Origin of the sequence: Cytobacillus depressus (assembly GCF_008923245.1) — a bacterium.
Lineage (GTDB): Bacteria > Bacillota > Bacilli > Bacillales > Cytobacillaceae > Cytobacillus > Cytobacillus depressus.
This window is the reverse complement of sequence record NZ_WBOS01000028.1, coordinates 1-24,087: the sequence shown is the minus strand read 5'-3', so window position 1 is coordinate 24,087 and position 24,087 is coordinate 1. Positions and strand designations below refer to the sequence as shown.

Annotated in this window: 28 protein-coding genes; 16 read left to right on the top strand and 12 right to left on the bottom strand. The window is 38.2% G+C overall.

Features of this window, described 5'->3' with window-relative positions:
- Positions 1-139 precede the first annotated feature (139 nt).
- Positions 140-1,126 (top strand): diaminopimelate dehydrogenase, encoded by a 987-nt coding sequence (locus F7731_RS25235; protein ID WP_151537537.1) that lies wholly within the window; start codon positions 140-142, stop codon positions 1,124-1,126.
- Positions 1,127-1,370: 244 nt separating this feature from the next.
- Here F7731_RS25235 and F7731_RS25230 read toward each other — a convergent pair whose 3' ends face one another.
- On the bottom strand, positions 1,371-1,643 hold the full coding sequence (locus F7731_RS25230; RefSeq protein WP_151537536.1) for a PDDEXK family nuclease: 273 nt from the start codon (positions 1,641-1,643) through the stop codon (positions 1,371-1,373).
- 282 nt (positions 1,644-1,925) lie between these two features.
- Here F7731_RS25230 and F7731_RS25225 point away from each other — a divergent pair, with 282 nt between their 5' ends.
- The 3 genes from F7731_RS25225 (at position 1,926) to F7731_RS25215 (ending at position 6,371) form a co-directional block, all read left to right on the top strand.
- Complete coding sequence (locus tag F7731_RS25225; RefSeq protein WP_151537535.1) at positions 1,926-3,656, top strand: ABC transporter ATP-binding protein; 1,731 nt, start codon at positions 1,926-1,928, stop codon at positions 3,654-3,656.
- On the top strand, positions 3,649-5,466 hold the full coding sequence (locus F7731_RS25220) for an ABC transporter ATP-binding protein (RefSeq protein WP_151537534.1): 1,818 nt from the start codon (positions 3,649-3,651) through the stop codon (positions 5,464-5,466). Before F7731_RS25225 ends, F7731_RS25220 begins: the two co-directional genes overlap by 8 nt.
- 407 nt (positions 5,467-5,873) lie before the next feature.
- Positions 5,874-6,371: a DoxX family protein gene (locus tag F7731_RS25215; RefSeq protein WP_151537533.1), complete on the top strand. Its 498-nt coding sequence runs from the start codon at positions 5,874-5,876 to the stop codon at positions 6,369-6,371.
- A gap of 98 nt (positions 6,372-6,469) precedes the next feature.
- On the opposite strand, the gene F7731_RS25210 is transcribed toward F7731_RS25215, so the two are convergent.
- From F7731_RS25210 to F7731_RS25200, 3 genes are all read right to left on the bottom strand, one after another.
- On the bottom strand, positions 6,470-6,661 hold the full coding sequence (locus F7731_RS25210; protein ID WP_151537532.1) for a YfhD family protein: 192 nt from the start codon (positions 6,659-6,661) through the stop codon (positions 6,470-6,472).
- Between the two features lie 94 nt (positions 6,662-6,755).
- A complete protein-coding gene (locus tag F7731_RS25205) occupies positions 6,756-6,878 on the bottom strand; it encodes a YfhE family protein (RefSeq protein WP_151537531.1) in 123 nt (40 codons plus the stop codon).
- Positions 6,879-6,960: 82 nt separating this feature from the next.
- Positions 6,961-7,863, bottom strand: a complete 903-nt coding sequence (locus F7731_RS25200; RefSeq protein WP_151537530.1) for a TIGR01777 family oxidoreductase — start codon at positions 7,861-7,863, stop codon at positions 6,961-6,963.
- Positions 7,864-7,968: 105 nt separating this feature from the next.
- Here F7731_RS25200 and recX point away from each other — a divergent pair, with 105 nt between their 5' ends.
- Positions 7,969-8,766: a recombination regulator RecX gene (gene recX / locus F7731_RS25195; RefSeq protein ID WP_151537529.1), complete on the top strand. Its 798-nt coding sequence runs from the start codon at positions 7,969-7,971 to the stop codon at positions 8,764-8,766.
- A 30-nt stretch (positions 8,767-8,796) separates the two neighbouring features.
- Here the strand turns inward: recX and F7731_RS25190 are convergent, their stop codons facing one another.
- Positions 8,797-9,462: an SDR family NAD(P)-dependent oxidoreductase gene (locus tag F7731_RS25190; RefSeq protein ID WP_151537528.1), complete on the bottom strand. Its 666-nt coding sequence runs from the start codon at positions 9,460-9,462 to the stop codon at positions 8,797-8,799.
- A gap of 106 nt (positions 9,463-9,568) precedes the next feature.
- Between F7731_RS25190 and F7731_RS25185 the strand changes: the two genes are divergently transcribed.
- Entirely contained in the window at positions 9,569-9,886 is a 318-nt protein-coding gene (locus tag F7731_RS25185; RefSeq protein ID WP_151537527.1) for a YfhH family protein, read from the top strand.
- A 219-nt stretch (positions 9,887-10,105) separates the two neighbouring features.
- Here F7731_RS25185 and F7731_RS25180 read toward each other — a convergent pair whose 3' ends face one another.
- Both F7731_RS25180 and F7731_RS25175 read right to left on the bottom strand, forming a co-directional pair.
- On the bottom strand, positions 10,106-10,249 hold the full coding sequence (locus tag F7731_RS25180) for a YpzG family protein (RefSeq protein ID WP_151537526.1): 144 nt from the start codon (positions 10,247-10,249) through the stop codon (positions 10,106-10,108).
- Positions 10,250-10,460: 211 nt separating this feature from the next.
- Entirely contained in the window at positions 10,461-10,631 is a 171-nt protein-coding gene (locus tag F7731_RS25175; protein WP_151537525.1) for a small, acid-soluble spore protein K, read from the bottom strand.
- Between the two features lie 132 nt (positions 10,632-10,763).
- Here F7731_RS25175 and F7731_RS25170 point away from each other — a divergent pair, with 132 nt between their 5' ends.
- Positions 10,764-11,033 (top strand): YfhJ family protein, encoded by a 270-nt coding sequence (locus F7731_RS25170; RefSeq protein ID WP_151537524.1) that lies wholly within the window; start codon positions 10,764-10,766, stop codon positions 11,031-11,033.
- 37 nt (positions 11,034-11,070) lie between these two features.
- Here the strand turns inward: F7731_RS25170 and F7731_RS25165 are convergent, their stop codons facing one another.
- Positions 11,071-12,051: a metal-dependent hydrolase gene (locus F7731_RS25165; RefSeq protein ID WP_151537523.1), complete on the bottom strand. Its 981-nt coding sequence runs from the start codon at positions 12,049-12,051 to the stop codon at positions 11,071-11,073.
- A 235-nt stretch (positions 12,052-12,286) separates the two neighbouring features.
- On the opposite strand from F7731_RS25165, the gene mutY reads away from it, so the two are divergent.
- Positions 12,287-13,378 (top strand): A/G-specific adenine glycosylase, encoded by a 1,092-nt coding sequence (gene mutY, locus F7731_RS25160; RefSeq protein ID WP_246197445.1) that lies wholly within the window; start codon positions 12,287-12,289, stop codon positions 13,376-13,378.
- A 350-nt stretch (positions 13,379-13,728) separates the two neighbouring features.
- On the opposite strand, the gene F7731_RS25155 is transcribed toward mutY, so the two are convergent.
- Entirely contained in the window at positions 13,729-13,923 is a 195-nt protein-coding gene (locus tag F7731_RS25155) for a hypothetical protein (protein ID WP_151537521.1), read from the bottom strand.
- A 212-nt stretch (positions 13,924-14,135) separates the two neighbouring features.
- Here F7731_RS25155 and F7731_RS25150 point away from each other — a divergent pair, with 212 nt between their 5' ends.
- The 4 genes from F7731_RS25150 to F7731_RS25135 all read left to right on the top strand — a co-directional run bounded on the left by F7731_RS25150 (position 14,136) and on the right by F7731_RS25135 (position 17,497).
- Complete coding sequence (locus F7731_RS25150; RefSeq protein ID WP_151537520.1) at positions 14,136-14,336, top strand: gamma-type small acid-soluble spore protein; 201 nt, start codon at positions 14,136-14,138, stop codon at positions 14,334-14,336.
- A 265-nt stretch (positions 14,337-14,601) separates the two neighbouring features.
- On the top strand, positions 14,602-14,853 hold the full coding sequence (locus F7731_RS25145) for a YgaB family protein (protein WP_151537548.1): 252 nt from the start codon (positions 14,602-14,604) through the stop codon (positions 14,851-14,853).
- Between the two features lie 284 nt (positions 14,854-15,137).
- A complete protein-coding gene (ntdP, locus tag F7731_RS25140) occupies positions 15,138-15,668 on the top strand; it encodes a nucleoside tri-diphosphate phosphatase (protein ID WP_151537519.1) in 531 nt (176 codons plus the stop codon).
- Positions 15,669-15,748: 80 nt separating this feature from the next.
- Positions 15,749-17,497, top strand: coding sequence for an ABC transporter ATP-binding protein (locus F7731_RS25135; RefSeq protein WP_151537518.1), 1,749 nt, complete (start codon positions 15,749-15,751; stop codon positions 17,495-17,497).
- 44 nt (positions 17,498-17,541) lie between these two features.
- Here the strand turns inward: F7731_RS25135 and F7731_RS25130 are convergent, their stop codons facing one another.
- Positions 17,542-18,612 carry an FUSC family protein gene (locus F7731_RS25130; protein WP_151537517.1) on the bottom strand — a complete coding sequence of 357 codons (1,071 nt, stop codon included), beginning with the start codon at positions 18,610-18,612 and terminating at the stop codon, positions 17,542-17,544.
- Between the two features lie 201 nt (positions 18,613-18,813).
- Positions 18,814-20,109: a glutamate-1-semialdehyde 2,1-aminomutase gene (locus F7731_RS25125; RefSeq protein ID WP_151537516.1), complete on the bottom strand. Its 1,296-nt coding sequence runs from the start codon at positions 20,107-20,109 to the stop codon at positions 18,814-18,816.
- A 165-nt stretch (positions 20,110-20,274) separates the two neighbouring features.
- On the opposite strand from F7731_RS25125, the gene F7731_RS25120 reads away from it, so the two are divergent.
- From F7731_RS25120 to perR, 3 genes are all read left to right on the top strand, one after another.
- Positions 20,275-20,685 (top strand): ion channel, encoded by a 411-nt coding sequence (locus F7731_RS25120; protein ID WP_151537515.1) that lies wholly within the window; start codon positions 20,275-20,277, stop codon positions 20,683-20,685.
- A gap of 119 nt (positions 20,686-20,804) precedes the next feature.
- On the top strand, positions 20,805-21,272 hold the full coding sequence (gene bcp / locus F7731_RS25115; protein ID WP_151537514.1) for a thioredoxin-dependent thiol peroxidase: 468 nt from the start codon (positions 20,805-20,807) through the stop codon (positions 21,270-21,272).
- Between the two features lie 527 nt (positions 21,273-21,799).
- On the top strand, positions 21,800-22,237 hold the full coding sequence (perR, locus tag F7731_RS25110; RefSeq protein ID WP_170289801.1) for a peroxide-responsive transcriptional repressor PerR: 438 nt from the start codon (positions 21,800-21,802) through the stop codon (positions 22,235-22,237).
- A gap of 71 nt (positions 22,238-22,308) precedes the next feature.
- Here perR and F7731_RS25105 read toward each other — a convergent pair whose 3' ends face one another.
- A complete protein-coding gene (locus F7731_RS25105; RefSeq protein ID WP_151537512.1) occupies positions 22,309-22,662 on the bottom strand; it encodes a YgzB family protein in 354 nt (117 codons plus the stop codon).
- Positions 22,663-22,945: 283 nt separating this feature from the next.
- Here F7731_RS25105 and F7731_RS25100 point away from each other — a divergent pair, with 283 nt between their 5' ends.
- Positions 22,946-23,821: a nucleotidyltransferase-like protein gene (locus F7731_RS25100; protein WP_151537511.1), complete on the top strand. Its 876-nt coding sequence runs from the start codon at positions 22,946-22,948 to the stop codon at positions 23,819-23,821.
- The last annotated feature ends 266 nt before the right edge of the window (positions 23,822-24,087 follow it).

Here is a 24,087-nt window from a genome sequence, read left to right as displayed (position 1 = left end):
ATTTCCTCTATTTACCTTTCATTATGAAATACTGCTATACTTTTCAATTACAAGGTTTTCTGATTGTATGTGTCACTAAAAAAAGGTAATATGAAAAAATAAAAGAATTATCAATTTTTCAGCTTTGGAGGGATTTACTATGAGCAATCAAATTAAAGTGGGTATTGTTGGTTATGGAAATCTTGGACGTGGAGTGTTAGAAGGAATCAAGAAATGTCCAGACATGGAATTGGTCAGCATTTTTACAAGAAGGTCGCCTGAAGGCATTGCAGTTAACGATAAAAATGTAAAGGTTTTACATATTTCCGAGGCTGAAAACTACAAAGATCAAATTGATGTGATGATTTTATGTGGCGGTTCGGCAACTGACTTGCCTGAACAAGGTCCACAGTTTGCGAAAATGTTTAATACAGTTGATAGCTACGATACTCACGCAAAAATTCCCGATTATTTCGCCGCAGTTGATCAAGCTGCCAAAGAGAGCGGAAAAACGAGCATCATTTCTGTCGGCTGGGACCCGGGGTTATTCTCAATTAATCGCTTAATGGCAGAGGCTATTTTACCAGCTGGTGAAAATTATACTTTCTGGGGAAAAGGCGTCAGCCAAGGTCATTCAGATGCCGTTCGCAGAGTCGAAGGAGTTAAAGGGGCTGTACAATACACAGTGCCAATCGATGAGGCTGTAGAAAAGGTAAGAAGCGGAGTAAATCCTACACTTTCAACGGCAGAAAAGCATTTGCGCGTTTGTTATGTAGTGGCTGAAGAAGGCTATGATCAAGCGAAAATCGAAGAAACGATTAAAACCATGCCAAATTACTTTGCGGATTATATTACAGAGGTTCACTTTGTTTCTGAAGAAGAATTACAGGTAAATCACTCCAAACTTCCACATGGAGGATTCGTCATCCGTGGCGGACAAACAGGAGAAAATAACAAACAAATTATTGAATTCTCACTTACTCTTGACAGTAATCCAGAATTTACATCAAGCGTTTTAGTCGCCTATGCACGCGCTGCATACCGCCTAAATAAAGAAGGTCAAGCTGGGGCGAAATCTGTTTTTGAAGTAGCTCCAGTTTACCTGTCACCGAAGTCTCCGGAAGAATTGAGAAGAGATCTACTCTAATACCAAAACAGATGTCATCGTAATGGTGACATCTGTTTTGTCTAGCTCCAGCGCCTACCCCCGACGTACAGGACGTACTAGTGTCGGCAATGCGACAGGACGTCGCGCTTTTGCCGACCTCGAGGTCACAAGCCAATCCGCCCAGAAAGGTAAAGAAAACCTTTCAGTTCGGCTTGTCTTGTGCTTGTCGGGGGTGACCAAGGCGCTTCCGCTTTTCGATTAGCTTATTCTTCAAAATCATCATTCAAAAAGGAAAAAGTATCTTTTGTAGAAAATTTGACTTCAGGGAAGATGGTTGATTGCTTTTATCACATACGACAGTGATACCTGGTAAAACAGAAACGTTTTCTTTTCTTGTTTTTTCGTTTTGAAATGGGAAGTTGACTTGGAGATTGCTTCCAAATACTAAACAATCACTACCTCTTAAAGCAAGGGGAAATTCGCCAATTAATTTAGCAATGACCCCTTCATGCTCAAATGCTTCTGGAGACATAGGCCGACCTTCATATAATTCCATGCGTTTTTCCCCAACGAACTGAAAAAATTCATTTAGTGTATAGATATGATCTTTCTCAGGCGGCTTCAAATTGATTCCCTCCTTATTTCCATATACTTACTTGCATCATATCAAGGTGCCTTAACTTCCACAAGCTTACTTTTAGGGACAAAAAATTAGTTTTCATCTCCCAAAGTATTTATTATTTCAATATTCCGTAAAAAGAGATATGATAAGATTAATACTCATTTATTTAGGGATTCGAAGTATTCATCAACACGAAACAGCTTTGGAGGACGAAAAATGTTAAAGGTATTAGGCTTTTTAAAACCATATCGAATAGCTGTGGCGATTGCGCTATTATTTACGTTTATTGAGCTTGCTGTCGAACTTGTGCAGCCGCTTTTCATGGCAAAAATAATTGACGACGGGATATTAAAAAAAGATTTGGCGATTGTCATGAAGTGGGGGAGCATCATGCTTGGCTTCTCTCTCATTTCTTTTGCGGCAGGTCTGCTCAACTCCTTTTACTCTGCCCATGCAAGCCAAAGCTTTGGCTATGATATCCGCAAAAGCCTATTTGAAAAGGTCCAATCCTTTTCTTTTGCAAATTTTAATTTATTTCCGGCGTCATCGCTAATTACAAGGATGACAAATGATATTACGCAGCTTCAAAATACATTATTTATGAGCTTGCGAATTATGCTTCGAGCCCCATTATTGATAATCGGCGGACTTGTTATGGCTTACGTTGTTAATGTGAAGCTGGCGCTCATATTATCCATCGTCGTTCCATTTTTATTTGTTTTTCTCAAATGGATTATGAGCATTGGGGGAGCTCTTTTCAAAATAGTACAAGAAAAATTGGACTCAGTGAATGGAGTTATGCGGGAAACGTTGACAGGAATCCGGCTCATAAAGGCGTTTATTCGGAGAAACCATGAAGTCAAACGTTTCACCGCTGTCAATGAGGACTTAAAGGAGCATACAGTAAAGGCGTTAAGAATAATGGAAGTAACGATGCCTGTTCTGTTAATTATAATGAACCTTTCCATACTAGGTGTCCTTTGGTTTGGAAGTATTCAGGTGAATAGCGGTGGAGTAAAAGTTGGGGAAGTTGTCGCCATTGTCAACTACGCAACGAGAATTACGGGGGCTTTCTCGATTTTTTCCTTTATCATTATGGCCTTTTCCCGTGCACGCGCTTCTTCTAATCGGATTGTCGAGGTATTCGATGCAACGGTTGATCTTACTGATCAAGCGGAAGCAGATTCGAAGCTTACTGTAAGAGAGGGAAGGGTTGAATTCAAGAATGTTTCCTTCCAGTATCCGAATACAGAATCACCAGCACTTAATAATATTAGCTTCACAGTCAGCTCAGGGGAAACGGTTGCTATATTAGGGGCAACAGGTTCAGGAAAAACCTCTCTATTCCAGCTCATCCCGCGATTGTATGATGTGAGTGAGGGGCAAGTTTTCATTGATGGTATAGATGTTCGTGAAATGAAAATGGAAAACTTAAGAAAGCAAATTGGCTTCGTGCCACAGGAAGCTTTATTGTTTACTGGAACAGTGAAAGAAAATTTAGCGTGGGGCAAAGAAAACGCATCAATGGAGGAAATTATTGAAGCAGTGAAAAATGCGCAAATCTACGAAACGATTCTATCCTTTCCAAATAAGTTTGAAACAAAGCTAGGACAAAAGGGTGTTAACCTTTCAGGTGGGCAGAAGCAGAGACTTTCCATTGCAAGAGCACTTATTAGAAAGCCCAAAATACTCTTGCTTGATGACAGTACAAGTGCATTAGATATGAAAACAGAGGCCAAATTGCTAGATGCTTTAAAGGCATACACTTGTACGACCCTCATTATTACACAAAAAATCACAACAGCTATAGAGGCAGACCGAATTCTTCTCCTTGAAGATGGAAAGCTTTTAGCTGAAGGAACTCACGAGATTTTACTGGAAAAATCCGATCTTTATAGAGAAATTTTCCGATCCCAACAAAGGGAGGGGAGCAGGAATTATGCTTAATGAGCTAAAAAGACCGTTTCAATATAAGAAGAATCTCGTCCAGAATGGGGAAAAACAAGTAAATGTGAAACAAAAAGCAAAAACCAAGAATTCTAAGCAAACCTTAAAAAGGATTTGGCAATTTCTTTCCTATAATAAAGGGTTATTATTTCTCGTTCTTTTAATGGTTCTTATTAGTTCATTTTTAGGATTGCTTGGACCGTACTTAGTCGGAATGTCTATTGATAAATATATTGTTATGAAAAACAGTGAAGGCCTAATGACACTTTTATTTGGTCTAGCGGGAATTTATGCTGCCTATTCACTCTCTCTCTGGTTTCAAAATTACTGGATGATTGGCATCGCACAAAATACGGTCTATGCAATGCGGATAAAGCTATTTCAACACTTGCATAAGCTGCCGATTCCCTTTTTTGATAAACGTCAGCATGGGGAACTAATGAGCAGAGTTACGAACGATATTGAAAATGTCAGCTCGACTTTGAATAGCTCAGTCATTCAAATTTTTTCAAGTTTATTAACGCTTGTTGGGACGGTTTCAGTCATGCTGTGGCTTAGCCCGCTTTTAACATTGTTGACTTTGATCATTATACCCCTCATGTTTATCGGAATGAAATGGATCACGAAAAGGACGGGTGTGCTGTTTAAAGAGCAGCAGAGAAACCTTGGCGAATTGAATGGCTTTATTGAAGAGACGATTTCGGGGCAAAGAATTATAAAAACCTTCTCACAGGAGAAGAAAGTTACTGCAGAATTTTTGGAGAAAGGCGAGAGGTTAAGAAGTGCCGGATTTTGGGCGCAAACGTATTCTGGTTTTATTCCGAAGCTTATGAATTTCCTTAATAACTTTAGCTTCACGATCATCGCTGGTGTAGGAGGAATATTTGCGTTAAATGGAGCTATTTCAATCGGAGCAATCGTCATATTTACTGAATACGCGCGGCAGTTTACACGCCCATTAAATGATTTGGCGAACCAGTTTAATACGCTTCTATCAGCTATTGCCGGAGCAGAAAGAGTATTTGAAGTCCTTGATGAGAAGGATGAATTTCAAAATGAAGGCCATCAAGAAATCTCCGATGTGAAGGGAGAAGTAGAGTTTCGGAACGTTTCCTTTTCTTATGAGAAGGAGGATAGCACAGTGGAAAATATAAGTCTTCACGTTTTCCCTGGTGAAACAGCTGCTTTCGTCGGACCAACTGGGGCTGGAAAGACAACGATGATTAACCTATTATCTCGGTTTTACGAGGTAGATAGTGGTGGCATTTTAATCGATGGTCATCCTATTTCCACTATTAAAAAAGAAAGTTTGCGTAAAGCTCTGGGCTATGTATTACAGGATTCCTTTCTATTTCAAGGGAGCGTCCTGGAAAACATTCGGTACGGAAGACTAGAAGCGACTGATGAGGAAGTGATCGAAGCCGCAAAAATGGCGAACGCCCATTCATTTATTATGAAGCTGCCTGATCAGTACAATACAGTATTAAATCAAGACGGTAATGGCATTAGCCAGGGTCAAAAGCAGCTATTGTCGATCGCGAGGGCATTTTTAGCTAACCCAACCATCCTCATATTAGATGAAGCGACAAGTAGCATTGACACGGTAACCGAATTAAAAATTCAAGCAGCCCTTCAGGAATTAATGAAGGGAAGAACAAGCTTCGTTATAGCTCACCGTTTAAACACAATTCAAAACGCTGATCGCATCTTTGTTCTCGATGAAGGAAGATTAATTGAAGAAGGAGCACATGAGTCATTACTTCGCCAAAAAGGCTTTTACTATCAGCTGCATACAAAGGCAAGAAAATAAGCAAGCGTTTAGCATGGGCTATCCAGTAAGTCATTATCTTATGACTTACTGGGTAGTTTTTTATTTTAAATATGTTTGTCATAAGTGCCATGACCGCTTCATGGAGCTCGTTTTCCGCGTTCCTCCTCCGAAATGCTTGCCATGACTGCTTCTTAGACCACAATAAGCACTCGTTCACAAGTTATTCAAATAATAATTTATTTTTGTGAAAAATTAGTGAACTCTCTTGGCTTTTGATTGTTAAGGAGGTATATTAAAAGTGTAGAAAGAAAGTGAAACACTTCACAAACTTCACAAAGTGTAGCAACAATAAAAACCGGTAGCAATTATAAGATACACTAAAATTTTTTTTGCAAAATCATGTGAAGTATTTCACAAATAAAAATATCTAATAGGAGAGGATTATTATGAAATGGTGGAAAACTCCGCAAGCGGCAATTGTCTGGACTGTAATAAGAATATGGCTTGGTGTTCAGTGGATTCAAGCCGGATGGGGCAAAGTAACAGGTGGTTTTGATGCAAGTGGATTTATGAAGGGAGCCATCGCTAAAGCGACCGGTGACCATCCTGCAGTCCAAGGCTGGTATGCAGTATTTATAGAAAAACTTGCTCTGCCAAACGCAGATTTATTCAGCACTTTAGTAGCTTATGGTGAACTTCTAGTTGGAATCGGTCTAATTCTTGGAGCAGCAACTATACCGGCCCTAATTGCCGCAGCATTTATGAACCTTAACTTCTTATTAGCTGGTACAACGAGCACAAACCCATTGCTTTATACTGTTGCAATCATTCTGCTATTCGCAGGAAGCGGTGCTTGCTACTGGGGTGTTGACCGCTATGCGGCCCCATATATTAAAAACCTTTTTGGAAAAACAGGGCATAAGATGCAAAAGCAAACAGCTTAACATGAGAAATAAAAGCAGCACTAAGGAAAGTTCCTGCGATTAATTATCGCAGGAACGATTGTTCTTTGATTGTTCCGAAGGCGCTTCCGTATTTCTAATTAAGATTTTCGCTGTTTACCTTTAACCCTTTGATTGGCAGCATTTGCGCGAGCTTGTGCTTCAAGATCAGCTTGATCAGCAAGCTCTTGTGAAAATTCTTCGTCGATTCCATCCGATTTCATGTTCTTTGGTACTTGTGGAAGTGAAGCTTTATTTTTGCCTCGAGATCTCTGTCCGCGTGAACGTCCCATTGCAAAAGCCCCTTTCAACAATAAAGTACGGAAAGCTGTATAGATGCTTCCGTACTTTATTATTTACTATCTTGCCTTTATCTATAGTTGGAAGTTAATGCTTTGGTCGATCAACATAACCGCCAGCCCGGTCCGCCATTTTAAATTCGCGGGAATATAGTACCTCCTGCGTAGCTGATAGAGATCGCTTCTTTTTATCCTTTGTTTTCTTATCCAATTGGATCACCCTTTCAAGAAATTAAGGTAAAAATTCACACCAATATTATTTTTTCCTTATATGAAAAGAATGATACCAAGTTTTAGTAAATATCTTTTAAAGCATCTTGTAATTTTTCAAATAGGAATGGGTAGCCCTTCTCCTTTAGCTTTGTCGGAAGGACCTTTTGACCTTCTAGTATGAGGAGACTCATTTCACCTAAAACGGCCCTTAAAGCAAAACTGGGCGCGGGAATCCAATGTGGCCGATGTAGAATTTGGCCCAGCGATTTCCCGAATTCCTTCATTGAAACAGGATATGGTGAAGTGAAATTTACAGGGCCTTCTAGTTCTTCATTCTCCAGTGCATATAAGAGCCCATTCACAACATCCTTAAGGTGAATCCAAGAAACCCACTGCTCGCCTGATCCGACCGTGCCTCCAGCAAATAATTTATATGGCAAGGCAATCCTTGGAAGTGCCCCATCGGTTTGATCAAGAATTATACCGAAGCGGGAGCAAATAGTACGTATCCCCATATCTCTTGCTTTTAAAGCCTCAACTTCCCATTGCTGAACAGTAGTAGCAAGAAAATCCTCTCCCTTTTCAGAAGATTTTTCTGTAAAGGTTTTCGTAAAAGAAGTACCGTAATATCCAATTGCACTTGCATTAATGAACACATGTGGCTTTTTATTCAAGCGCCTCAAAATCCTTAGGGCTTCTCTAGTTGCTGAAAGCCTGCTATCTAAAATCTTTTTCTTTCTGCTTTCCGTCCATCTTCCGCTATTAATCGATTCCCCAGCAAGATTTATGAAGGCATCTATTCCTTCCAAAATTTCTTCTGGATGATTTCCTTTTTCTAGCCAAGACACATATGTAATAGCTTCTGTGTTTTTTCTTTGGCTTACATTTCTTGTTAAGATAAAAATTTCGTGCCCGGACTTTTCTAATTCCTTTGTTAAAGTTCGACCAACAAACCCCGTACCACCAGCCAAAACAATTTTCATTGTACTTATTCTCCTTTCGTAAAAATTTCTATTTTCATTAAGTGTTCTTTATCTATTGCTTAAATCCTTTATTAATTATGGTACATTAATGTTGAGGTGATTAAGATGCCTACAATAACAAAAATTTCTATGCAGGAAAAGAGAACAGATCGTTACAATGTTTTTTTAGACGATAAATATGCATTTAGTGTGGATGAAGATGTATTAATTAAGCATCAATTGAAAAAGGGAATGGAGCTAGATGAATTCTCCATTTCGGAAATAGCATATCAGGATGATATTCGCAAATCGTATAATACCGCGATTCAGTTTTTATCAAGAAGAATGAGGTCAGAGAAGGAAGTTCGCAAGCATTTAGCTGACAAAGATGTGGATGAAATTGTCATTCGAGAAGTCATTCATAAATTATATGAATACCGTTTTTTAGATGATCAAGAATTTGCCGTTGCATTTGTCCGGACATTGATGAACACAACAGACAAAGGGTCCGAAGTGATTCGGGGAGAGTTACGAGAAAAAGGGATCGCAGAGAACTTAATTGATATTGCCATGAAAGAATACCCGTATGAGAATGAATTTGCAGCCGCGCTTAAGCTGTGTGAAAAATTTGTTCAAAAGAATACGCGTGATTCTTCGAGAGTGATGAAGCAAAAGCTAGAACAGCTGTTATACAGAAAAGGCTACCCGCTGGAAATCATTCAAGCAGCGATTGCCGAAACCGAAATGGAAAAGGAAGTAGATGTTGAAATAGCCGCATTGCGAACCTATGCGGAGAAGGCACACCGGAAATTTTCCAGCTTAAACGGTTTTGAATATGAACAAAAAATGAAACAAACATTGTATCGCAAAGGCTTTTCAATGGAATTAATTGAAGATGTGATCGCTGAACTAAAAGAGACTTAGACCCCGACTTCATCACCGGGGTCTCTATTTTTACGTATTTGCTTCTATAATTATTGTATCTTTCTCAAAGTTATTCACAATAATTTGGGCTATCTTTCCTGGGGATTGCAGCCGTGATTTATCCTTTATATGGTCGGAGTAATCCCAAAAAGGTGTGTCCATTCCGCCCATATAAACGGCTTTTATCTGGATGTCAGATTGTTCATATTCCTTTTGCAAGCTTTCCGTTAGACCGCGAACAGCAAATTTGCTTGCGCAATATCCTGCTTCGTTCTTTTTTCCTCTAAGTCCTGCCGTTGAAATAATGTTCATTACAAACCCTTCCTTAATAGCAGGAAGAAATACTTGGGACATATTCAAAGTTCCAAACACATTAACGTCCATCATTTCCTTCATTTTTTGTCGCTCTAAGGATTCAAAAGGTCCAAAGTAGCCCGTTCCAGCGTTGTTAATCAGCCCATAAAGCTTAAACTCACTGCTAACCACTTTCATAAACTCATTAATTTCTGAAGGAGAGGTAATATCTACCTTAAACGAACTTGCTTGTCCTTTTTGCGTATTAATTTGGTCTTCCACTGCCTTTAATTTTTCTAAAGTTCTCCCAGTCAACAGGATATGATACCCCATTTGACTGTATAATAAAGCAAGCTCTTTACCTAAGCCTGACCCAGCGCCAGTAATGATGATTGATTTCAAAATCTTCTTCGCCTCCTCAATAACTTTATTTCCTTTTCTAATTATACATTTTTCAATATACTTTAGTATGGATGATATTTTTAGAATAGACGAGGGTGTGGATGTTATGCAGGAAAAGCGTTATAGTGAAATGACTTCGTATGAGCTTCAACAAGAAATAGCCCAGCTAAATGAAAAGGCAAGAAAAGCGGAGCAAATGGGCATGGTTAATGAGTATGCTGTTTTAGAAAGAAAAGCTGTCATGGCTAAAGCCTATTTATTAAATCCCGACGATTATAAAGCCGGAGAAATATATGAAATAGAAGGAGCACCTGGAGCTTATTTTAAAATTGACTATATGAATGGTGTATTTGCTTGGGGATTCCGGTTATCTGGCAGTGAAGGGGAAGAGGCACTGCCAATTTCAATGCTGAAAAAAAACTGAGAGAGGAAGAATATTCCTCTCTCCAGTTGTCTAGCTCCAGCGCCTAGCCCCTCGAGGTCATAAGCCAATCCATCAAGAAGGTTAAAGTACAACCTTCTCGTTGGCTTGTCTTATGCTTGTCGGACTTGCACAGGATGTGCTGACATCGACGTTCGCCACAGGACGTGGCGGTTTTTAGTCGATGTTCCTTTACAAGGCGCCTCCGCTTTTCTTTACTACCTATGAACGTTTCCTTGTTTCTGCCTCTAAAATGACGAGGTTTTGTGTAAGCTGAGTTTCCCCGTTTATTTGCCTATAAGCATGTTTTGGACGGAAATTTGGAGCATTAATTTTTGAATTAAAGAAATTCCGCGGTTTTGCCATCAGCCAGCCTCCTCAATTTCAATATCAAATTCGCCTTGGCGTATTTGCGCCTAGATTTTTATCGAGCTTGCTCGATAAATTCCTCTAAAAATCTGAGGCATCCGCCGGAGGCTAACTTTACTCAGCTGTGATTTGAATCCCTAATTGAATGGGAACATGTTCGCATACATCTCACAACTAAGAAGTGGAACACTATTGCAGCTGAATAAAGTTAGAATTCAGGTGTATCACTGTCACGGTTTGTTGATGCTCTCATTCTTTCTTGAGGGTGTGTATTGATCGTTCCATTAGCCCGAGTTGAAGCATATTCTGCTTTCGCACGGGGCTCACCCCCAAACTTATTCTTGTTTTGATTCGGGAAGTTTCTTGCTTTATTACGCATAATTCAGCCGCCTCCTGCCATGGAATCAAAAACGTGAAAAGCAAGAGCGATAAGCAAATGCTCATCACGTATATATAGTATTCGTTTTTGCGCTTATAGTATGATGGTTAGTAATTGGAAAGAGGTGAAAGGATGAACGAATATCAGAAAAGATTATTTGAAAGGCTGCTTGAGAAAAATGAGCAACTTTCTGCAAGTCTTGCACAAACATGGGTCGAGCTTTTATGGGAGGATTTCGAAGCAACGTATGCAAAAGCAGGGCGGGAATATAAAGGAAGCGAAATGACAGCAAAGGTTGTCACTCAATGGATTGAAAACTATGGGGATAAGCTGCATGAATTTGTTGCTCATAATTCAAAATATAAACATTTGTTGGAACAAGATCCGAAAAAGCTTCATTAACAATGATGCCCCGCTTAGAAGCAGGGCATTTTTCGGGCTATCCCGGAATGATATCGAGTTTTTTGCGGAGCTTTTCTTCACTGAAAATCCAGCCAGTGTAAGACGTGATGATCTCTAAATCCATATTTAAATGCACAACAGCAACAAATGGATAGTAGTCATTGCTGCGGTATCGCAAATCAATAAAGCGTACCTCATAATAATCATCATATTCATCGATTTCCCACCGATACACGGGAGAAAAGGATAGAAAAGCGGAGAGGTTTTTATCTTTTTTGGCAGCTTCTAATACAGGAGTTTTGGGTACAGGAACACGATTAAAATGGTCAATGATATTTACATTATTATTTTCCGCACGTCCAACAAAAAACTGATGCTTATTCATAGCTGCTATCCGCCATTTATTATATTTCATGGTAGGAGCAATAATAATTTCCGTTGCATTAGGGATCATTCTATTCACTTCTGTGAGCACTTTCTTTTGCGCCTTAAAGCGAAGCAAATAATAGAAGATCAGCAGGATATAAATCGGAATAAATGTATAACCAGGATGTGCTCCAAGAGCCCATATGACTAGCCCAACAATATGAATCCCGAATATGTAGGGATCAAACGTATTTATTACTCCTAATGCGACCCATTTTGCGGAAAATGGTCTCAAAGCCTGAGTCCCATAGGCATTAAATATATCAACAAATACATGGAGAAATACTGCGATAAATGTCCATAGCCAAAGGTGGAGTATGTTTGCTCCAGGGAAGAAAAGGTAAATAACGGCAGTTAGCAACATCGGCCAGAGGAGTACAGCAGGAATAGAATGAGTAATCCCGCGATGATTCCGAATATAAACTGCATTGTTTTTTAATTTTAGCACTGTATCTATATCTGGTATTTGTGAACCAACGATGGCTCCAATCATCACGCTTGTTGTCGTTGCTGAATTTTCCGCAACAACAGGGTCAAGAGTGGCTATCCCGGCTAAAGCAAGACCCATAACGATATGTGTACCTGTATCCAAGAGGATATCCCCCCTAATAAATCCTTTTTTTAACTTAAAAACAATATAACTTGTTTCACAAGTTAAATATGGTTAAATATATTAGTGAAACTTCATTCAGTGGGGATCACTGAATGTTAGTTGAACTTATTAGCCCGTTAATCTGTGATAATAGGTCAATTTATTTTTCCCATTATAACATATGTTAAACCTTTTAAAGGTTGCAGTTTTTTTACAATTATCAGGAGGAGAAGCATTGAATAATAATCCATTAAAACAGATAGATAAACATGGTTTTCAGGAGGACTTAATAGGGTGGTTTGAGGCAGAGCAAAGGGATTTGCCATGGAGAAAAGACAAAGACCCGTATAAAGTATGGGTATCTGAAATAATGTTGCAACAAACGCGTGTTGATACGGTCATCCCTTATTTCCATCGCTTTATTGAACAATTCCCCACAATTAAAGCATTGTCTGAGGCAGAAGAGGATAAAGTGCTGAAGGCTTGGGAAGGACTTGGCTATTATTCGCGGGCTAGAAATCTTCAATTCGCCGTTAAGGAAGTCCATGAAAAATACGCTGGAAAGGTGCCAGATAATCCGAAAGAGATTTCAACATTAAAGGGGGTAGGCCCTTACACAGCCGGAGCTATATTGAGTATTGCCTACGGGATTCCTGAACCAGCAGTGGACGGGAATGTGATGAGGGTTTTGTCAAGAATCCTTTCGATTTGGGAGGATATTGCAAAGGCATCAACTAGAAAAATTTTTGAACAGGCAGTACGAGAGCTTATTTCTCACGAAAATCCATCTTTCTTTAACCAAGCTTTAATGGAGCTTGGTGCATTAATTTGCACACCGACCTCACCAAAATGCCTTTTATGCCCAGTTCGTGACCATTGCCATGCTTTTCACGAAGGAACAACGACAGAACTGCCTATAAAAACAAAAAATAAAAAACATCGCCAAGTTCGCATTGCAGCTGCAGTTTTTACCGATGAAGACGGCCGAGTTCTTATTCATAAAAGAGATGAAAGCGGATTGCTGGCAAACTTATGGGAGTTTCCAAATATCGAAATTTTATTGCCATACGAGCACGAAACTGACCAGTTAAAGGAATCAATGATAGAAGGGTTTCATGCGGAAGTTCGTGTAAACGAAATGATCGGCCAGATTGAGCACGTGTTCTCGCATTTGACATGGAATATTAATGCTTATAAAGGAAAAGTTGCTGCAGATATGAAAGAAGCGGATGATTTAAAATTAGTTTCTAAGGATGAAATTGACCAATATGCTTTTTCTGTTTCTCATCAAAAAATTTGGCAGAAATTTTTAGAAAGCGAAGTGTGAGAGCAAGGAATTCATTTGGAAAGTATTAGACACCTTTTTTGTTCGGACATTTCATCTGTTTTTTTGGGTGAAATGTCCATTATCAACGATATAACGGACATTTCAGTTGCGTAGATAGTTCGAAGTGTCCGTGATCGATGATATTACGGACATTTCAGTTGCATAGATATCTTGAAGTGTCCGTTATCATTGTCATAACGGACATATCAGTTACAAAGAAGCGTCAAAGTGACCATTATCAGTGGACTAACGGACACTCAAACCACTAAATTGAGCCGAAATGTCCGTCATCAATAATCCCACTGGACTAACGCCATCAAAAATCACTTTTTCACCTGTCTCAACCTCCACTATTTCCCCTTCGTTTTCATTAACCCGCCGCGATTTTGGATTTCCTCTATAATTTCTCTTTGAATCGTTTGTCCCTCTGCATTTAAATATGGGACGATTTGCTGAAAGGAATGATGAAAATAAGTTAGCTCATCGTTATTCCAATCTGTTTTTGCCATCATTGAGAGCTCAGTCATATCTCGTCCGTTGTACATAATCCTCTTCCTTTCACTAAACCTAATAGTATTGTTCGAATCTCGAATGATAGATATACATTGAAAAAGGAGAAAGGACTTCAGGTAAATCTTTATGATTCGAAAGAAACAAATAAATTTCAATCCTCATTTTTTTACGTTCAATTGTTTTTTAAAATCTTAGGATATTTTTTCTGTGCTTGGTTAAATTAAATGTCGTGGAGGTGATAATTATGGCAAAACAACCAAATCAATCTCAAGCTGGTACTAATATTCAAGAAGTTAGACAACAAAACGCACAATCTGCAGGTGCTGGTGCCGGGGGCCAATTCGGTACAGAGTTTGCTAGCGAAACGAATGCTCAAGAGGTTAAACAACAAAATCAGCAAGCTGAAGCTCGCAAAGGTCAAAACGCTGGCCGTCAAAGCCGCTAAATAGTATGGATGGAAGGCGCTCTTTAATCGAAAGGGTGCCTTCTTTTTTTGCATGTTAAAACGCTTAGACGCGATGAAGAAGTGCTTCTTGCTATCATCAATCGCGAGTTTTCCACATTTATGAAAAGTAACTCCCTCTAACCCATTTGATCTCACAATATCTTTTCGACAAAACTTCCATCCAATCAACAGAAGTAGTCAAAGGAATGGAAAGGTTATGGGCGAATACATAAAAAAGACAAATTATCAGGACGGTGGTGCAGAAATGAAAACCTTTAATCATTTAGTGTCGGAACAAATGCGAACAATGGAAAAACTATTATTTCTCCAATCCGAACTAGAACGCTGTGAAGAAATAGAAGAGGAACTGAATTGTTTAGTGCAAGAAACAGAGCTTGAAAGTATTCAATTTGAAATAGCCAGTTTACGGAGCGAATTAAAAGAGATACACCAACTATTTGAAAGCCAAACAGAGGAAGTGATTCGTTCATATCAAAATATGAAGGTCACCGTCTAGGAGAAACCGTGCCTAATTTTTAACCTATATTTCTTTTCTTTCAGCCATTGACGATTTTCAATGGCTCTTTGTTTTAAATTCTTTGTTAAACCGTTATAATAATAGAAAAAAGGATTCGTTCTTTGTTGCCTTTAATATTAAAAATTAATTGGAGAATGGAGTGGCGGGGGTGTTAGTTATTTCCATGACCTGCCATAAGGCAATTGCTTCTCCCAATTTGAAGACAAGCATTTGATTGTAGATAGGTTGCAAAGCCCGGGATTGATGAAAGTAGGGGAAAATGAATGGCCGTACCCAGAGAAGGAGAACCAGTACAAATTCATAGCTATAAACATAATGGGCACATCCATCGCGTCTGGGAAGAAACAACCGTTTTAAAAGGTACACAAAGTTTAGTCATTGGCGGGAATGACCGGACAGTTGTAACGGAATCGGACGGACGAACGTGGATTACGAGAGAACCAGCAATATGTTATTTTCATTCGCAATATTGGTTTAATGTAATTGGCATGATTCGCGAGGACGGAATTTATTATTATTGCAATATTAGTTCACCCTTTATTTTTGACGGAGAAGCGGTGAAGTATATTGATTATGATCTTGATATTAAGGTTTATCCGGATATGACCTTCAATTTGCTTGATGAAGATGAGTATGAGCGGCATCGGAAGGAAATGAATTATCCCGAGCCCATAGATCGGATCTTAAAATCCAATGTAGATCAATTAATTTATTGGATTCGCCAAAGGAAGGGTCCATTTGCACCTGACTTTATTGATATTTGGTATGAGAGATACCTTACATACCGACGCTAAAATGGATGAAGCACCGAAACGATGCCTGTTGATCATTCAACAGGTTTTTAGATGTTGAAACGAAAGAGAGGGGGAGGAAGATGGGAAGTATTCGGCGTTATATGCAGTTCGTTAAGCCGTATCGTCTTCAAATAATCGTCACACTCATTATTGGCATCATTAAATTTGCGATTCCCCTATTAATCCCGTTACTAATTAAATATGTAATCGATGATATTATCGGAAATCCAGATATGAGCAATGCTGAGCAAGCAACAACTTTATTAAAAATAATGGGCATCATGATTTTTGTTTTTCTAATTATTCGACCGCCAATTGAATATTACCGCCAATATTTTGCCCAATGGGTAGCTAGTAAAATATTATATGATATTCGTGACAGGCTTTTTACCCATATTCAAAAGCTAAGCTTTAAATATTATGCCAATACACGAGCGGGAGAAGTTATTTCAAGAATCATCAATGATGTCGAACAAACAAAAACATTCGTTATTACTGGATTAATGAATTTATGGCTTGATATTGCTACCATTATCATAGCAGTTATTATTATGCTAAAAATGGACATTACATTAACGATTGTTTCTTTAATACTTTTTCCGTTTTACGGCTTTTCCGTAAAATATTTTTTTGGTAATTTACGAAAACTTACACGTGCTAGATCGCAAGCACTTGCGGAGGTACAGGGCTATCTTCATGAGCGGGTTCAAGGAATGGCTGTTATTAAAAGCTTCGCAATTGAAGATTACGAGCAAACTCAATTTGATAAGCAAAATGAGAACTTTTTAACAAAAGCTATTGATCATACGAAGTGGAATGCTAAAGCCTTTGCAGTTGTTAACACAATAACGGATATTGCCCCACTGCTAGTTATTGGGTATTCTGGTTACCAAGTTATTCAAGGGAATTTATCAACAGGGACAATGATGGCGTTCATCGCTTACATTGACAGATTATATAATCCGTTAAGACGACTCGTAAATTCATCCACAACATTAACTCAATCCATTGCATCGATGGATCGGGTATTTGAATTAATTGATGAAAAATACGATATCGATGATTCGCCTAATGCAGTGGAATGTAAAAATGTTAAAGGAGATATCGATTTTGTCAATATGAGCTTCGCTTATGACGAAAAAGAAGAGCCAGTTCTAAAAGATATTTCTTTAAATGTGGAAAAAGGCGAAACGATAGCACTCGTTGGGATGAGTGGAGGAGGAAAGTCTTCATTAGTAGGACTAATCCCAAGATTCTATGATGTAACAAAGGGAAAAATCATGCTCGATGGAAAGGATATCCGTACGTTTAAAGTTCGTTCTTTAAGAGATAAAATTGGCATGGTTTTGCAAGATAATATCCTCTTTAGTGAGTCAGTTAAGTCTAATATCCTTCTTGGAAAACCAGATGCAACTAACGAAGAAGTGATCGAAGCAGCCAAGGCCGCAAATGCTCATGAGTTTATTATGAATTTACCAAATGGCTATGATACAAAAGTGGGAGAGCGCGGCGTAAAACTGTCTGGAGGACAGAAGCAGCGAGTAGCCATTGCTAGAATCTTCTTGAAGAATCCGCCTATTTTAATTTTAGATGAAGCAACTTCAGCTTTAGATTTAGAAAGTGAGCATCTAATCCAAGAAGCACTTGAATATTTAGCAAAAGATCGAACGACCTTTATTGTTGCCCACAGACTATCAACCATTACCCATGCAAACCGAATTATTTTAATTGAGCATGGGGAAATATCAGAGATAGGCAGCCACGAAGAATTAATGAAAAAGCAAGGTAATTATTATAAGCTTTTTCAAGTGCAGCAGCTTGAAAATTAACAGAAAAAAAGAGCATCGTTCGTTCCCGATGCTCTTTTTCATACTCATTTTTCAATCGTCATTTCATTCGTTTTTGTATGGTAGGTTTGGAAGCTTGTAATTAATTTGTCGAGATGCTCGACCTGTTCACTGTAGTCAGTAATGGCCGATATGATTTGCATGTTATGCGATAAAACAGCTTCGTCTTCGATATTGGCTTCCACTTTTTGCGATAGAAATAGATTGAACAGTTCTTTTCTATTTAGAAAAATATCCCCTTCGTTATCTACCAAATGTGGACGAACTTTCCCTATAAATTTTAACATTATATGCTCATGGTAATGAATGAGAGAGTCAAGCTGCTGTTTCACGGTTGCCTGAAAATCAGCAGGCATTTCTTGAAGATCATTTTCAAAGCGATGCAGCTTCCGCAAGATTTCAAGAGATCTTTTGACAGTCGATATCATTTGCCGATAAATGACGAGCTTTCGTGATTTAGGTAATGTGTCTTTTTTTAGATAGTTTCGTTCTTCCTTGTACATTAAATAAAGATGATCAAGATTTCTGACAGCTGCTTTCATTTTGCCAATATCATTTTGTAACAGTTTATGCTCAGAAGCATGTCTAATCGTTAGCCTGATCCATTTTGTTGTTTCTTCAGTAATATCCGAAATGCTAAAATAAAGCTTTTTTTCATATTTTGGCGGCAAGAAGAACAGATTAACAACAAAAGCCGAAAATACACCTAGCATAACAGTAGAAAAGCGAATAATGGCAAATTGAATAAATTCATCGCTTGGTGTTTCCATGATAACGATCATCGTTACGAGAGCTAGGCCAATCGTATTTTCGATTTTAAGCTTTAGATTGATCGTGATGACGATGATTGCTGCTAACCCGATAATGAACATATCATTGCCGAATAAAAGGACAAAGACAACAGCAATGATTGCGCCAATCGCATTTCCTTGCACTTGTTCTATAATCGATAGAAATGAGCGATAGATAGTCGGCTGAATAGCAAAGATTGCCGCAATCGCTGCAAAGACTGGAGATGGCAGATGAAATACTTGTGATAAAAATAATGAAAGAATAATTGCGATTCCCGTTTTCAATATGCGGGCGCCAAGCTTCATACTTAATTGTTTCCTTTCTTTCAGAAGGGGCAGCTTCTGTTTTTATAAATAGGCTATTTATATCATATTATTGATGACCATTTATTTAACCTAAATATTATTAAACAAAATAGTATTTTAACAGACATCTCAAATAAATTGAAGAAATTTAGAAATAGGAGCGACTGATCGCTCCTAAATTATTATGACTGAACAAATTAATTATTCATCTCTTAATGATAGAAAGGCATTTTCCACCGCATGGATTGTCGCTGCGATATCTTCCTCTGTATGAGCAATTGTAATAAACCAAGCTTCATATTTGGATGGTGCAAGATTAATTCCCTGATTTAACATCAGCTTAAAGAACTTAGCGAACATTTCGCCATCTGTATTTTCAGCTTGTTCGTAATTAACGACTTTTTCCTCTGTAAAGAAAATCGTCAATGCTCCCTTTAAGCGATTGATTGTTATAGGGATATTATATTCTTTTGCAGCTGTAGTAATTCCTTCTTCGAGCATAGCGCCTAATCTGTCAAGATATTCGTAAACACCCTTTTGCTTAAGAACTTCAAGACAAGCAATTCCAGATAAAATGGACGCTGGATTTCCCGCCATTGTTCCGGCTTGGTAGGCTGGTCCTAATGGAGCTACTTTTTCCATAATTTCTTTTTTACCGCCGTATGCACCAATCGGCAATCCGCCGCCGATAATTTTACCCATCGCGGTTAAATCCGGAGTCACACCTAATAGATCCTGTGCGCCACCATACATAAAGCGGAATGCAGTAATCACTTCATCATATATTACGAGCGCACCAGCCGCATGAGTTAATTCATTTATTTGTTCTAAGAAACCAGGTTTTGGCTCAACAATCCCAAAGTTTCCGACAATCGGCTCTATAAGGACGGCTGCAATCTCATGTCCCCATTTATCTAGAGCTTCTTTAAATGGTTCGATATCATTAAATGGAACCGTAATAACTTCTTGAGCAATGCTTTTTGGAACTCCAGCTGAATCTGGGGTGCCAAGTGTTGATGGACCTGAACCAGCTGCAACGAGAACGAGATCAGAATGTCCATGGTAGCAGCCAGCAAATTTAATGATTTTGTCTCTGCCTGTATAGGCACGTGCTACACGAATCGTTGTCATGACAGCCTCTGTTCCGGAGTTAACGAAGCGTACCTTTTCTAATGCTGGCATCGCTTCTTTTAGCATGGCAGCAAATTTCACTTCATGAGGTGTTGGTGTGCCATAGAGAACGCCGGTTTCAGCAGCCTTTTTGATGGCTTCCGTTATATGTGGATGGGCATGCCCAGTAATAATCGGTCCATATGCGGCTAAATAATCGATATACTGATTACCGTCCACATCCCAGAAATAAGCTCCTTGCGCTCTTTCCATGACCACTGGTGCACCGCCGCCAACAGCTTTATAAGAACGGGAAGGACTGTTCACTCCGCCGACAATATGTTCAAGTGCCTCTTTATGTATACGTTCTGAATTTGTAAACTGCATTTAAATCCTCCTTCAATAGGTAAATAAACCATTCTTATCTTAACATGTTTTATAACAGAAGCGCTTCGTTTCATAATTGCGACTCTTTTTGGCTGACAAGCTGTCATATGGCTTCTTTCAAAAGCGTATAGTTTAACAGATGCCTAGAGGAAAGCGGGATGAGGTATGGTTTTTTATTTATCCCTTATATTAATTGTCCTTTGCATAATCATGAGTGTGAGGACATTATTTTTGCCGCATAAAATAAAAGGAAAGAAAGTCAGTTTTGAAAACTTTATCTATTTAGCGTTTATATATTTAACGGTCATGATTGGCTTCGGGCTAATATATACACTTCTTGAAAATAAGGGTTATTCTATATTTATGGAAGGAACTGCCGGGTTAGACGGAGATTTTCTTGTACAATTAGAAACAGGTATTTACTTTAGTGCAGTCACCCTCTTTTCCGTTGGATATGGTGATATAGCTCCAATTGGAATAGGCAGAATGATTGCGGTGCTCGAGGCTTTAATTGGTTATACAATTCCGGCTGCTTTTGTATTTCGGGCTGTTTTCGAAATGGAGAAGAAACTATAGCTATGTCAATTTTTGATTGTACCAAAGATTTTGTGGGCAACTGACGACGCAAGGCATACTAATTGTTTTTCCTGCCAAAATTGGATAGGCTTAAGGAAAAGCATTTAGGAGGAATAACGATGGTTTCTATAGGAGAATTAGCTCCAGATTTTACACTTAAAGCGAGTAATGGAGACGAGATCAAACTTTCTGACTTTCGTGGGAGAAATATCGTTTTATATTTCTATCCAAAGGATATGACTCCTGGCTGTACAACACAAGCTTGTGATTTCCGCGATCAATATAGTCATTTCTCTGATTTGAATGCAGTCATTCTCGGAGTAAGCCCTGATCCCATTAGCCGTCATGAAAAATTTATTGAAAAATATGATTTGCCATTTATCCTGCTTGCCGATGAGGAGCATAAGGCTGCAGAAGCTTACGATGTTTGGAAGCTAAAGAAAATGTTTGGCAAGGAATATATGGGAATCGAACGATCTACATTCATTATCGATAAAGAAGGAAAGTTAGTAAAGGAATGGAGAAAGGTGAAAGTGAAGGGGCATGTAGAAGAAGCGCTTCAGTTTATTAAAGAAAACCTTTCATAATAAAGTTCATAGCGCCACGTCCTCCAAAAAGCTCTGCTTTTGGTCGTGCGATGTATAGCTGCGGCAGTATACCTTGTCCTGCGGTTTTGCCTAACTAGGACATCCTGTCTGTCGTCGGCCCTTTACGGGCTGTTGGATCTCCCGCTTGGAATTCTCTTGTTTCCACAGCTTCTTGAAGCGGGAGTCTTAAAGCCCCTTAATCTGCAATAAAACTTTTCAGGCCTATTTTTTGCTAACAAGGCTTTTGTCCATTCATATTAGATTGTTTTGAATATCATTTAATTAGGGCATACCTCCTCAGATATATTTTGAAGCGGATCTTAACAGATTCGCTTTTTTTATTTATAAATATTGTAAACAGACATATATTAAATCAAGGATAAAATATGAAGGAGGGGCAACTTTTAAAAGTATCCCTAGGTTTCCCGTATTGTAGGTTACAATGTTGACAAAAGTGATTAATAATTAGTAAACTATTTATAAAGATTATAAAGTAATAATTCTTGTTAGAAAAGAGGTGCATGGCGGTGGCGCAGATTCATTTAAAAGAAGCGCTGGAGACTTTAAAGGATACTGGGGTTCGCATTACACCACAGCGTCATGCGATACTTGAATATTTAATAAACTCAATGTCACACCCAACAGCTGACGATATTTATAAAGCGCTTGAAGGGAAGTTCCCGAATATGAGTGTGGCAACAGTTTACAATAATTTAAGAGTATTTCGTGAGGTTGGACTTGTAAAAGAATTAACTTATGGTGATTCTTCAAGTCGGTTTGATTTTGTAACCACGCATCATTATCATGTTATTTGTGAAAAATGCGGAAAAATTGTTGATTTCCATTATCCTGGACTTGATGAAGTCGAACAACTAGCGTCCCATGTGACTGGCTTCAAAATTAGTCATCATCGCATGGAGATATACGGTAGCTGTCCAGAATGTTCAGCGAAAGAAGCGCATTAATCAAACAAAGCTGCTAGCCAAAGTGCTGACAGCTTATTTTATTTATTAGTTCTGAAGAAAAAAATCTCGGCTTATTGTGGCCGAGATTTTTTATTGTACTTTTCATCAAATTCTTTACCTTCAAGACTCCGATCAAGTGTGAGCGGTTCGTTGCAATACATACACATATCAACTTTGCCCAATACCTTCGTGTGTTTGCCGCAATTTGGACAGATAACTTGGACTGTTTTTGTTGAAAGCATTCCAATCCAAAAATATACTACTGTACTAGCGATGATAAAAAGAATTCCTAAAAGCATAAAAATAGTCATGAGCAAAGCGGAGCTTCTGAAAAAGATCCCAAGATACATTACAATGAAGCCAACAAATATTAAACTGAGAGCAAAAGTTCGAATTTTATTAATTTTATTTGAATATTTAGCCATAATGTCCCTCCCAATGAACAACTATATCACATCAAATGAAAGATAATAACAAAAATATGTGGGGTTTCATTCAAGCGCTTAATATTCTTAAATAATGTTACGATTAAGAATTGAAAAGTGATTAGCTTTCTTTTTTAATTAAAGAAGGATTAATTGAAAAAATTGTCGAAGTAATATTTTATACAGACCTTTTAAGGTTTCAACGAAATAATATTAAACATTAAGCAGACGAAAAAAAGAAACTGTGAAGACAATGGAATTTTAATAAAATGGAGGAATTATGATGGAAGACATTCTCCGCCCGATTTATCAAGAACGAGCAAGTCAAGCAAATACACTTGGGGTACTAATGGTCAAGAAGCAGCAAAAGAATGTACCAGCAACAGATACGTTCGATGTAGTTTTGCTGATTTTAGTGAAGGAAGCTGATTCACCAGTTTATGTGAAACATTATACCTATAACAATCAAAAAGCAGCATTATATATGATTACCGATGAGCAGCTAAATGAATGGCTTTTACTTGGCACTAACAAAAAAATCTTTGATTGGCTATATAACGGAAAAGTAATATTTGAACGTAATGAGTATTTTCACAAGATAAATACTGAATTAAGAGACTTCCCATTCAATGGCCGTAAATTAAAAATGGGAATAGAATTTGCAAAATTAATCCGCCGTTATATGGACGGGAAAGCCTTCTTTGAAAATGGCCATTATTTGGACGCGTATAATCATGTAGTTCATTCCCTCCACCACCTTGCAAGACTTGCCTTAATTGAACAAGGATTCCATCCCGAGGTTACAGTTTGGCAGCAGATTAAACAAATTGAACCGGAAATCTTGAAATTATATGAAGAGCTTGTTAGCAGTCATGAACCGTTTGATAAACGATTAGAATTGCTTTTTCTTGCGAGTGAATTTCTCATTCACTCAAAAATTAAAAGCGGAATCAGTCATTTAGTAGATGTTCTTTCTGAAAAAGAGTTCTGGTCCATTAATGAAATGATGAATCAAAAAGAATTGCAGCTTTATGCCGTTGATTTAGGTATGCTTCTTGAATATCTAATAGATAGAAACATCATAGAAATTGTACCTATTGAGACAAAGGGAAAGGGTGTCTATCATCGATATTACAAACTTAATAAAAAATTATCGTAAAAAAGTTAAATAAGCTATTGACCTTTCTTAGCTTACTTGTTATATTTATATCCGTCGCTGCAATTTGTTGTGAATTACTAAGAGCTGCTGACGGATATGCTTTGAAAAAATATGTTGACATCAAAAACGTCACATGTTATATTAGAAAAGTCGCTTCTGAGCGACAAGATAGTTCTTTGAAAACTGAACGAACAAAACGTCAACGTTTTAGTCTTTTTATCAAAAAGACATTATGAGCTAATCAACTCACAATTTATTGGAGAGTT